We start from the raw sequence: 10,466 nt of genomic DNA, 5'->3' as shown, positions 1-10,466 counted from the left end.
TTGGTTAAGTTAATAAGGGCGCACGGTGGATGCCTTGGCACTAGGAGTCGATGAAGGACGGCACTAACACCGATATGCCTCGGGGAGCTGTAAGTAAGCTTTGATCCGGGGATTTCCGAATGGGGGAACCCACTATCTTTAATCGGATAGTATCTTCACGTGAATTCATAGCGTGTTGAAGACAGACGCAGGGAACTGAAACATCTAAGTACCTGCAGGAACAGAAAGAAAATTCGATTCCCTGAGTAGCGGCGAGCGAAACGGGAAGAGCCCAAACCAAAGAGCTTGCTCTTTGGGGTTGTAGGACACTCTATACGGAGTTACAAAAGAATGAATTAGACGAAGCGACTTGGAAAGGTCCGCGAAACAAGGTAAAAGCCCTGTAGTCAAAAGTTCATTCCCTCCAGAGTGGATCCTGAGTACGGCGGAACACGTGAAATTCCGTCGGAATCCGGGAGGACCATCTCCCAAGGCTAAATACTACCTAGTGACCGATAGTGAACCAGTACCGTGAGGGAAAGGTGAAAAGCACCCCGGAAGGGGAGTGAAATAGATCCTGAAACCGTGTGCCTACAAGTAGTTAGAGCCCGTTAATGGGTGATAGCGTGCCTTTTGTAGAATGAACCGGCGAGTTACGATTACGTGCGAGGTTAAGTTGAGAAGACGGAGCCGCAGCGAAAGCGAGTCTGAATAGGGCGAATTAGTACGTGGTCGTAGACCCGAAACCAGGTGATCTACCCATGTCCAGGGTGAAGGTGAGGTAACACTCACTGGAGGCCCGAACCCACGCACGTTGAAAAGTGCGGGGATGAGGTGTGGGTAGCGGAGAAATTCCAATCGAACCTGGAGATAGCTGGTTCTCTCCGAAATAGCTTTAGGGCTAGCCTCGTGATTGAGAATACCGGAGGTAGAGCACTGTTTGGACTAGGGGGGCATCTCGCTTTACCGAATTCAGACAAACTCCGAATGCCGGATATTTATACACGGGAGTCAGACTGCGAGTGATAAGATCCGTAGTCAAGAGGGAAACAGCCCAGACCACCAGCTAAGGTCCCCAAGTAATCGTTAAGTGGAAAAGGATGTGGCGTTGCTTAGACAACCAGGATGTTGGCTTAGAAGCAGCCATCATTTAAAGAGTGCGTAATAGCTCACTGGTCGAGTGACGCTGCGCCGAAAATGTATCGGGGCTAAACGATTCACCGAAGCTGTGGATGCATACTTAGAGTATGCGTGGTAGGAGAGCGTTCTAACAGCGTTGAAGTCAGACCGGAAGGACTGGTGGAGCGGTTAGAAGTGAGAATGCCGGTATGAGTAGCGAAACATGGGTGAGAATCCCATGCACCGTATGACTAAGGTTTCCTGAGGAAGGCTCGTCCGCTCAGGGTTAGTCGGGACCTAAGCCGAGGCCGATAGGCGTAGGCGATGGACAACAGGTTGATATTCCTGTACCACCTCCTCACCGTTTGAGAAATGGGGGGACGCAGTAGGATAGGGTAAGCACGCCGTTGGTTGCGCGTGTTCAAGCAGTAAGGCGTGTATGTAGGCAAATCCGCATACTTTAACGTTGAGCTGTGATGACGAGCTCGTATGAGCGAAGTTCCTGATTTCACACTGCCAAGAAAAGCCTCTATCGAGGTGAGAGGTGCCCGTACCGCAAACCGACACAGGTAGTCGAGGAGAGAATCCTAAGGTGTGCGAGAGAACTCTCGTTAAGGAACTCGGCAAAATGACCCCGTAACTTCGGGAGAAGGGGTGCTTCTTTGGGTGCATAGCCTAGAGAAGCCGCAGTGAATAGGCCCAGGCGACTGTTTAGCAAAAACACAGGTCTCTGCAAAACCGTAAGGTGACGTATAGGGGCTGACGCCTGCCCGGTGCTGGAAGGTTAAGAGGAGCGGTTAGCGCAAGCGAAGCTGTGAATTGAAGCCCCAGTAAACGGCGGCCGTAACTATAACGGTCCTAAGGTAGCGAAATTCCTTGTCGGGTAAGTTCCGACCCGCACGAAAGGCGTAACGATCTGGGCACTGTCTCAACGAGAGACTCGGTGAAATTATAGTACCTGTGAAGATGCAGGTTACCCGCGACAGGACGGAAAGACCCCGTGGAGCTTTACTGTAGCCTGATATTGAATTTTGGTACAACTTGTACAGGATAGGTAGGAGCCAGAGATCTCGGAGCGCCAGCTTCGAAGGAGGCGTCGGTGGGATACTACCCTGGTTGTATTGAACTTCTAACCCATGCCCCTTAGCGGGGTAGGAGACAGTGTCAGGCGGACAGTTTGACTGGGGCGGTCGCCTCCTAAAGAGTAACGGAGGCGCCCAAAGGTTCCCTCAGAATGGTTGGAAATCATTCGTAGAGTGTAAAGGCATAAGGGAGCTTGACTGCGAGACCTACAAGTCGAGCAGGGTCGAAAGACGGGCTTAGTGATCCGGTGGTTCCGCATGGAAGGGCCATCGCTCAACGGATAAAAGCTACCCCGGGGATAACAGGCTTATCTCCCCCAAGAGTCCACATCGACGGGGAGGTTTGGCACCTCGATGTCGGCTCATCGCATCCTGGGGCTGTAGTCGGTCCCAAGGGTTGGGCTGTTCGCCCATTAAAGCGGTACGCGAGCTGGGTTCAGAACGTCGTGAGACAGTTCGGTCCCTATCCGTCGTGGGCGTAGGAAATTTGAGAGGAGCTGTCCTTAGTACGAGAGGACCGGGATGGACATACCGCTGGTGTACCAGTTGTCTTGCCAAAGGCATCGCTGGGTAGCTATGTATGGACGGGATAAGTGCTGAAAGCATCTAAGCATGAAGCCCCCCTCAAGATGAGATTTCCCATTACGCAAGTAAGTAAGACCCCTGAAAGACGATCAGGTAGATAGGTTCGAGGTGGAAGTGCGGTGACGCATGCAGCTGACGAATACTAATCGGTCGAGGACTTAACCACATTTTATTGCTCAATTCAATGAAACGTTTATCCAGTTTTGAAAGAATGAAAAATTATTATATAAATACTTGACAAATAAGAAAAGTATGATACAATAAATAATGTCTTTCGATTAAATAGTCTAGTGATGATGGCAAAGAGGTCACACCCGTTCCCATACCGAACACGGAAGTTAAGCTCTTTAGCGCCGATGGTAGTTGGGGGCTTCCCCCTGTGAGAGTAGGACGTCGCTAGGCTGTTATAGAATTATTCCGAAGTAGCTCAGTTGGTAGAGCATCCGGCTGTTAACCGGCAGGTCGCAGGTTCGAGTCCTGCCTTCGGAGCCATTAAATCTTGGAGAGTTGTCCGAGTGGCCGAAGGAGCACGATTGGAAATCGTGTATGCGGGTAACCCTGCATCAAGGGTTCAAATCCCTTACTCTCCGCCAGGCTTAATTTATAAAGAGGCCCGTTGGTCAAGTGGTTAAGACACCGCCCTTTCACGGCGGTAACACGGGTTCGAATCCCGTACGGGTCACCAAAAGATACATAAGTAGTATCCAGCATTGGAGGATTAGCTCAGCTGGGAGAGCACCTGCCTTACAAGCAGGGGGTCGGCGGTTCGAGCCCGTCATCCTCCACCATTAAACAAATAGTATTATCGCGGGGTGGAGCAGTGGTAGCTCGTCGGGCTCATAACCCGAAGGTCGCAGGTTCAAGTCCTGCCCCCGCAACCAAATGGTCCCGTGGTGTAGCGGTTAACATGCCTGCCTGTCACGCAGGAGATCGCCGGTTCGATCCCGGTCGGGACCGCCATTTTTTTAAAAAATTAATTTGTGGGTTTGTAGCTCAGTTGGTAGAGCATTAGATTGAAGCTCTAAGTGTCGGCGGTTCGATTCCGTCCAAACCCACCATATTTTTGCCGGTGTAGCTCAGTTGGTAGAGCAACTGACTTGTAATCAGTAGGTCGAGGGTTCGACTCCTTTCGCCGGCACCATTACCTGGAGGGGTAGCGAAGTGGCTAAACGCGGCGGACTGTAAATCCGCTCCTTAGGGTTCGGCGGTTCGAATCCGTCCCCCTCCACCATCCTTTTGATAGGGGCATAGTTTAAAGGTAGAACTACGGTCTCCAAAACCGTCAGTGTGGGTTCGATTCCTACTGCCCCTGCCAAATAACTTAAAAATACTTAAAATAATATAGTGGCGGTTGTGGCGAAGTGGTTAACGCACCTGATTGTGGTTCAGGCATTCGTGGGTTCGATTCCCATCAGTCGCCCCATTTTTATTTAGGTTTAAGTGTTAAAATTATAATATAGTGGCGGTTGTGGCGAAGTGGTTAACGCACCTGATTGTGGTTCAGGCATTCGTGGGTTCGATTCCCATCAGTCGCCCCATTCTATATCATAATTTAAATATTTGGGGTATAGCCAAGCGGTAAGGCAACGGATTTTGATTCCGTCATGCCCTGGTTCGAATCCAGGTACCCCAGCCATTTTTTTATTTTGCGGAAGTAGTTCAGTGGTAGAACACCACCTTGCCAAGGTGGGGGTCGCGAGTTCGAACCTCGTCTTCCGCTCCAAATATGGCGGCATAGCCAAGTGGTAAGGCACAGGTCTGCAACACCTTTATCACCGGTTCAAATCCGGTTGCCGCCTCCATATTTTATTTAATCGGAGAAACCGATTTTTTTTTACCTTATTTTGCCGAGTTGGTGGAATGGCAGACACGACGGACTCAAAATCCGTTGCCGCGAGGCGTGTGGGTTCAAGTCCCACACTCGGTATCTGAAAAAAAGACTTCACAGTTCATACTGTGAGGTCTTTTTTTATTTTTATAATCGATATATAAAGTCCCATAATCTTTTTAGAGAGCATAGAATAGATTATAGAATCCGACTTCAACAGTGGTATTTATAAGTGAAATTAGGAAAGAATAGATTCATCGATTCTTTTATATGATAATGAGAAAAATAAAGTCTGCGTACGGAATATTGGGAAATTAGTATGGGAGAATATCATATTATATACAAAGGAAATTAGTATGTTTTCCAGAAAATCCTGCACGTTTTTTCTGGCGTATTAAAATTATTTACTATAAAATTAACATAGTGATGTTAGGAATGAATTTTAAAAAAACGCATTTTATTTAAGTGATATAAATTATGGAATATAGCGAGGAAGTAGGGAATTAAACAAATGAATGTAGCAACAAATTTTAAGTGGATTGAAGCGGCAAACTATGGTGAGTTGAGTAAAATTGCTGCAACAATTTTTATAGATCAATTAAAAAAGGATAGTTCAACGGTATTTGGAATGGCTACAGGAGGTACCCCGGAAGGCTTTTATAAAAAGCTTGTAGCTGCGTATAAGGCAGGCGAAGTATCTTTTAAACAAGCCAAGTCTTTCAACTTGGATGAATATATCGGTATTAATCCGGCAAATGAAGCGAGCTACCATTATTATATGGACTATAACCTGTTTAATCATATCGATATGAAACGGGAAAATATTTATTTACCAGCTGGTAATAAGTCGAATTTAGAAAAAGCTGCCGCTGAATATGATGCATTGATTAATGCGGCGGGAAATATTGATATACAGCTTTTAGGAATTGGTGTAAATGGACATATCGGTTTTAATGAACCTGGAACTCCTTTTGATTTAGGTACAAATATTGTAGAGCTTGCACAGTCTACACGTGAAGCGAATCAAGTCTATTTTGATTCAATTGATGATGTGCCGACACATGCCATTACAATGGGAATCAAAACGATTTTAAGTTCTAAAAAGATTGTATTATTAATTTCAGGTGCATCAAAACAGGAGGCATTTGAACGTTTACGCAGCGGTGTCGTAACAGAAGATTTCCCTGCGAGCGCACTGCACAACCATCCAGATGTGACGGTTATTTATACAGATGTAAAATAAGGTAAAGGAGTGCATACATTGTGCACTCCATTATTTGATCGATGAAATAAATACTCCTGTAATTACCGCAATGCCTCCGATTACTTGAGCGATGAGGAGTTGCTCATTTAAAAACAGTACAGCAAAGATTGTGGCAAATAGAGGAATGAAGTTTAAATAGATTCCTGCTTTGTTTGCTCCTAATGAGACAACGCCATTGTTCCAGCTTAAAAAGGCAACTATCGAAGCAATGATCCCTACATAAAAAATCGCCCCAATTGTCGAAGCGTTCCATACGATTGCTTGTGATGTTGTTAGTAGTTCATATACTGCGAACGGAAGTAACATAATAGCTCCGATTGCAATCGTCACTAAAAACGTTGAATAACCCGGCAGCTTACCTGCGTACTTTTTAATGAGTAATGAATAGAAACTCCAGCACACTACCGCAATCAAAACGATTAAGTCCCCTTTGTTGAATGAAAATGAAAGCAGGCTTTGTAATGAGCCTCCGGATATAATAAAGAGCACTCCGGCTAAAGAAAGCAGTGTGCCGATCATTTGGAACTTCGTTAACCGTTCTTTTAAAAAGATAAAGCTCAGTATGTATATAATAATCGGTGTTGATGAATTCATTAAAGATGCATTAATGGATGTTGTATCATGCAAGCCGATGTAGACGAGTGTATTGAATGCGGCAACTCCTGTTATTGCTAAAATGATGACAGCACCCCAATGCTGTTTCAGCGCAGGCCATTCTTTTTTCGTCCGGTTGTAAGCGATTGGGAAAAATACTAGAAAGGCGACAATCCAACGTAAAAAGGCAAGTGTAATCGGAGGAATATCTCCTGAAACAGCTCGTCCAATTACAAAGTTGCCACCCCACAATAAAGTAGCCAAAATGAGCAGTAGCTGTGGTGGAAATTTCATTATTGAGCATCTCCTTATATTGGAAATTGATTTTATCTATTATAGGGACAACCACATGGAATTTGCAATGCGCTTTACATAAAACGCTATGATACAATAACGACAGAAGCAAAAGGAGGTCATTGGCATGAAAATTCGACCAGCAAGGTTACAGCATGGCGATACAGTAGGATTAGTTAATTTAAGTAGTCCGCTTAATATAGAATCATTAGGGGATAAATTAGCGTTTTTAGAGGAATTAGGTTTAAAGTATAAGCTTGGTAATACGGTACAGGCATACGAAGGCTATTTGGCAGGTTCCGACGAGGAGCGGATTAAAGACTTCCACCAAATGATTGTTGATCCGGAAGTGAAGGCAGTCTTTTTAGTGAAGGGCGGCTACGGAATCTCAAGAATCATCGATAAGATAAGCTATCCATTAATCGAGGACAATCCGAAAATAATTTGGGGCTTTTCCGATGTGACGACTTTACATACACAAGTAAACGAGTTTGCAAATTTAGTGACATTCCATGGTCCGATGCTGTCTAGTCCAAAAGGGGAACTGGACCCTCTTTCTAAAAAAATGTTCCAGCAGCTATTCCAGCCGATTGAAATTCAGTATACAGAAAGCATTTCACCTCTTACGACAATTATACCGGGAGCTGTACGCGGCGAATTGACAGGCGGAAATTTAAACCGTATTGTCAGCACACTTGGAACTAAATTTGAAATTGATGTGCGCAATAAAATTTTACTACTTGAAGATTTAGGTGAAACAATTGAGCAAATTGATTTAATGCTGAATCAGCTGCGTCTTTCAAGAAAGCTGGAGCTTGCAGCAGGCTTTGTAATAGCAGACTTTAATATGCCGGATGATACATACAGCTATGAAGATGTGCTGAAGGTAATAGAAGGGTATTTGAAGCCGTTTAACAAACCGGCAGTAGCAGGGTTTAAAATTGGCCACTGCGAGCCTAATATTGCGATTCCATTAGGTGTGGACGTATTATTAGATGCAGATGAAAAGACATTAAGCATTTTACCGGGTGTAGAGTAGGATTTAGCTGAAATAAAAAGCAAAGACACCTTTTCACGTGTAAGTGAGCAGGTGTCTTTTAATAACGGGCGAGCAAAAATACTCAATTACGATTGTGTTAGCTTTTACTATAGTTGGTTATGTGTGAAAGGTAACAGTGTAAACGGTAAAGGGTCATCGGTTTGACCATTAGTTGGGGATGCCGAAGCAAAAATCGCCCGTTATTACCTAGTTTGGAGTCTCACCGCCCTAGGTTTAGAAATAGTTACTGTCATCAAATTCAATTTCAACTTGATAGTTTTTGGCATTAATTAAATTGGAAAGGCGATGTGCTTCCTTTTCAAGCTCATTTGCACGGTTTCGGTATGTCATTGGATCATACAATGCTACACGGTAAAGTATGGCATCACCGGAATTATGGTAGAAAGCCTCTTTTTCCTCAGAACCAAGGTTTTTGCAAAATTGTGCTTCTGCACGTAATTGACTCGCAAGTTCAATCGCCTCTACAATAGGCATTTCCTCATCTTTAAACACAATAGTATTGTCGATATTAGCCCGGTAGATCAGGGCATCAAGTTTACGTGAATCATAACGAAGCTCTTTTAACTCGGCTTCAAGCATTTCGAGTGTATAATCAGGTGTTTTCGGCTGTTCGCCTTTTTCAATGATAGCATGTGTTAATGAATGCACTTGTATTGTTCGTTCCTGGATTCTTTTCGTAATGATACTTTTTAGTTTTACTGCCTCAGCTAAGTTTATAGTCAAACGATTTCACTCCTTAAATATGAACTTTTGGATTTTCCCTTGAAAGAATATGTACTTCATATTCGCCACCGCTAATTTGTGTAAACATGTTTCCTGCACTGCCTAGTATTTCAGCAGCTTCCTTTCCACTGAGGGAAGGGCGTAAATAAAAGATTTGCAGCGCATTTGTCGTAGCTTCTGTCACTGCCGTTCTTTTTGAATCAACAAAGGGGCTGCCGAATGGACCGGTTGCATCTTTGGCGTGGATGATGTTATCCAATGAATTAAAGCGTCCATTAATTCCTTCATAGCCTGTCGATGCATTGCCGACATTGATTTCCACATTACCATCAATACTTTCTGCATCATAAATGCCAACAGGAATTTCGTATTGCAGGGAGAAGAAGTTATTTAAATCAACAGCCGAATGGAACGGTGCTAAATATTGCTGTTTGGCGATACGGCGCATTAAGCTTTCCGCAGAGTGACGGTACCGGTTCGGGTCCCCGCCAAAAGCCTTCCAAAGCTGGCGCCACTCTTTAATACCAGGACGTTCTGTCACAGGTGTTTCCTGTAATTCCAAATATAGATTTTCCTGATAAAGTTGTGTGCGACCTTTAATCATTTGAGGAGATTCTTCAACGATAATTTTGCTATAATGGATAAGGCCAATTTTTAATTGCTCATTGACAGAAAAAAGAGCTTCATTTATTGAAATATTCATGAGAACACCTTCTTACATTGTTTTTAATGGGAGAAATACTAAAATATGTAATACGAAATAAGTTTATAATTATTGTATCATTTGAAAGGAGTATGTGAAATGAAAGTTCATCAACTTCAAGAAGATTTAGTGAAATACGCAGCATCTATTGGTGTTGATAAAATCGGATTTACGACCGCTGCTCCGTTTCATGAATTGAAAAACCGTCTGCGTCGTCAGCAACAATTAGCATACCAATCAGGCTTTGAAGAAGCAAATATAGAGCTGCGTACAGAGCCTTTAAAATTATTAGATGAAGCAGAAAGTATTATTGCGATCGCGATTGCCTATCCTTCACGCATGCAAGATGCCCCGCAAGGAAAAAAAGGGGAGCGCCGCGGTATTTTTTGCCGTGCTTCATGGGGGATTGACTATCATACAGCTGTTCGTGAACGTCTGCAGCTCATTGAAGCATGGCTGCATGAACGTGTGCCAAATGTAAAGGTGAAATCGATGGTCGATACTGGGGAACTAGTAGATCGTGCAGTTGCAGAACGGGCAGGTATCGGTTGGAGCGCAAAAAATTGTTCGATCATTACACCGGAGTTTGGTTCGTACGTCTATTTAGGCGAGATCATCACAAATATCCCGTTTGCCCCTGACACACCGATGGAGGATGAATGCGGAGACTGTACATTATGTATTGATGTATGTCCAACTGGAGCGATCGTTGCACCTGGGCAGCTGAATTCACAGCGATGCATTGCCTTTTTAACTCAAACGAAAGGATTTTTGCCCGATGAATTTCGTGCCAAAATCGGAAACCGGTTGTATGGTTGTGATACATGCCAGACAGTGTGTCCGAAAAATAAAGGAAAGCTAAACTGGATTCATGATGAATTCACGCCGGATCCTGAAATCGCAAAACCGTTACTTCAGCCGCTTTTATCGATTTCCAATAAGGAATTTAAAGCAAAGTTTGGACATGTATCCGGCTCATGGCGCGGCAAAAAGCCGATTCAGCGCAATGCCATTTTAGCGCTTGCCCACTTTAAAGAAGAAGCGGCAATGCCTGACTTAGTTCAAGTATTGCAAGAAGATGAACGCCCTGTATTAAGAGGGACGGCTGCATGGGCAATCGGAAAAATTGGAACAGATGGGGCAGAGGACATTTTATTGGCTGCCAGAAAAACAGAGCAGGATGAAGAAGTGCTGGCCGAGATTGAAAAAGGGCTGGCAATGTTAAATCATTAAGA

At 44.3% G+C, this 10,466-nt stretch carries 6 protein-coding genes, 16 tRNA genes and 2 rRNA genes; 21 read left to right on the top strand and 3 right to left on the bottom strand.

From position 1 onward, the window contains the following. Positions 1-2: 2 nt before the first annotated feature. The 19 genes from MHH44_RS18245 to nagB all read left to right on the top strand — a co-directional run bounded on the left by MHH44_RS18245 (position 3) and on the right by nagB (position 5,836). Positions 3-2,931: ribosomal RNA gene (locus tag MHH44_RS18245) — 23S ribosomal RNA — on the top strand. A 120-nt stretch (positions 2,932-3,051) separates the two neighbouring features. Next, positions 3,052-3,167: ribosomal RNA gene (gene rrf / locus MHH44_RS18240) — 5S ribosomal RNA — on the top strand. Between the two features lie 14 nt (positions 3,168-3,181). Further along, positions 3,182-3,257 (top strand) — tRNA-Asn (locus MHH44_RS18235). Between the two features lie 9 nt (positions 3,258-3,266). After that, positions 3,267-3,358, top strand: a tRNA-Ser gene (locus tag MHH44_RS18230). Between the two features lie 17 nt (positions 3,359-3,375). Further along, positions 3,376-3,450, top strand: a tRNA-Glu gene (locus MHH44_RS18225). 27 nt (positions 3,451-3,477) lie between these two features. Continuing rightward, positions 3,478-3,553: transfer RNA gene (locus MHH44_RS18220), tRNA-Val, on the top strand. A gap of 18 nt (positions 3,554-3,571) precedes the next feature. Further along, positions 3,572-3,646 (top strand) — tRNA-Met (locus MHH44_RS18215). 3 nt (positions 3,647-3,649) lie between these two features. Further along, positions 3,650-3,725 (top strand) — tRNA-Asp (locus tag MHH44_RS18210). Positions 3,726-3,747: 22 nt separating this feature from the next. Then, positions 3,748-3,823, top strand: a tRNA-Phe gene (locus tag MHH44_RS18205). 7 nt (positions 3,824-3,830) lie between these two features. After that, positions 3,831-3,906, top strand: a tRNA-Thr gene (locus MHH44_RS18200). Positions 3,907-3,912: 6 nt separating this feature from the next. Further along, a tRNA-Tyr gene (locus MHH44_RS18195) sits at positions 3,913-3,996 on the top strand. A 10-nt stretch (positions 3,997-4,006) separates the two neighbouring features. Then, positions 4,007-4,080: transfer RNA gene (locus MHH44_RS18190), tRNA-Trp, on the top strand. Positions 4,081-4,112: 32 nt separating this feature from the next. Continuing rightward, a tRNA-His gene (locus tag MHH44_RS18185) sits at positions 4,113-4,188 on the top strand. Between the two features lie 39 nt (positions 4,189-4,227). Beyond that, positions 4,228-4,303 (top strand) — tRNA-His (locus MHH44_RS18180). A gap of 23 nt (positions 4,304-4,326) precedes the next feature. Further along, positions 4,327-4,401: transfer RNA gene (locus MHH44_RS18175), tRNA-Gln, on the top strand. A gap of 12 nt (positions 4,402-4,413) precedes the next feature. Further along, positions 4,414-4,488, top strand: a tRNA-Gly gene (locus MHH44_RS18170). 5 nt (positions 4,489-4,493) lie between these two features. Then, a tRNA-Cys gene (locus MHH44_RS18165) sits at positions 4,494-4,567 on the top strand. A 44-nt stretch (positions 4,568-4,611) separates the two neighbouring features. After that, positions 4,612-4,692, top strand: a tRNA-Leu gene (locus MHH44_RS18160). 412 nt (positions 4,693-5,104) lie between these two features. Further along, entirely contained in the window at positions 5,105-5,836 is a 732-nt protein-coding gene (nagB, locus tag MHH44_RS18155; RefSeq protein ID WP_008406509.1) for a glucosamine-6-phosphate deaminase, read from the top strand. A 30-nt stretch (positions 5,837-5,866) separates the two neighbouring features. Here nagB and MHH44_RS18150 read toward each other — a convergent pair whose 3' ends face one another. Further along, positions 5,867-6,745, bottom strand: coding sequence for a DMT family transporter (locus MHH44_RS18150; protein ID WP_008406508.1), 879 nt, complete (start codon positions 6,743-6,745; stop codon positions 5,867-5,869). A gap of 127 nt (positions 6,746-6,872) precedes the next feature. On the opposite strand from MHH44_RS18150, the gene MHH44_RS18145 reads away from it, so the two are divergent. Next, positions 6,873-7,784, top strand: coding sequence for a S66 peptidase family protein (locus MHH44_RS18145; protein ID WP_008406507.1), 912 nt, complete (start codon positions 6,873-6,875; stop codon positions 7,782-7,784). A 234-nt stretch (positions 7,785-8,018) separates the two neighbouring features. Here MHH44_RS18145 and MHH44_RS18140 read toward each other — a convergent pair whose 3' ends face one another. After that, positions 8,019-8,528: a DIP1984 family protein gene (locus MHH44_RS18140; RefSeq protein WP_339263219.1), complete on the bottom strand. Its 510-nt coding sequence runs from the start codon at positions 8,526-8,528 to the stop codon at positions 8,019-8,021. A gap of 13 nt (positions 8,529-8,541) precedes the next feature. After that, positions 8,542-9,231, bottom strand: coding sequence for a B3/B4 domain-containing protein (locus tag MHH44_RS18135; RefSeq protein ID WP_340799278.1), 690 nt, complete (start codon positions 9,229-9,231; stop codon positions 8,542-8,544). Between the two features lie 99 nt (positions 9,232-9,330). Between MHH44_RS18135 and queG the strand changes: the two genes are divergently transcribed. Next, positions 9,331-10,464 (top strand): tRNA epoxyqueuosine(34) reductase QueG, encoded by a 1,134-nt coding sequence (gene queG / locus MHH44_RS18130; protein WP_340799277.1) that lies wholly within the window; start codon positions 9,331-9,333, stop codon positions 10,462-10,464. Positions 10,465-10,466: the final 2 nt, after the last annotated feature.

Origin of the sequence: Solibacillus sp. FSL K6-1126, assembly GCF_038003445.1 — a bacterium.
GTDB lineage: Bacteria > Bacillota > Bacilli > Bacillales_A > Planococcaceae > Solibacillus > Solibacillus silvestris.
This window is presented reverse-complemented; position numbering and strand designations above follow the sequence as displayed.

What these genes read in the sequence shown, in the direction of transcription:
- nagB (WP_008406509.1), top strand. Translation starts at nt 5,105, where the DNA reads ATGAATGTAGCAACAAATTTTAAGTGGATTGAAGCGGCAAACTATGGT.
- MHH44_RS18150 (WP_008406508.1), bottom strand. Translation starts at nt 6,745, where the DNA reads ATGAAATTTCCACCACAGCTACTGCTCATTTTGGCTACTTTATTGTGG.
- MHH44_RS18145 (WP_008406507.1), top strand. Translation starts at nt 6,873, where the DNA reads ATGAAAATTCGACCAGCAAGGTTACAGCATGGCGATACAGTAGGATTA.
- MHH44_RS18135 (WP_340799278.1), bottom strand. Translation starts at nt 9,231, where the DNA reads ATGAATATTTCAATAAATGAAGCTCTTTTTTCTGTCAATGAGCAATTA.
- queG (WP_340799277.1), top strand. Translation starts at nt 9,331, where the DNA reads ATGAAAGTTCATCAACTTCAAGAAGATTTAGTGAAATACGCAGCATCT.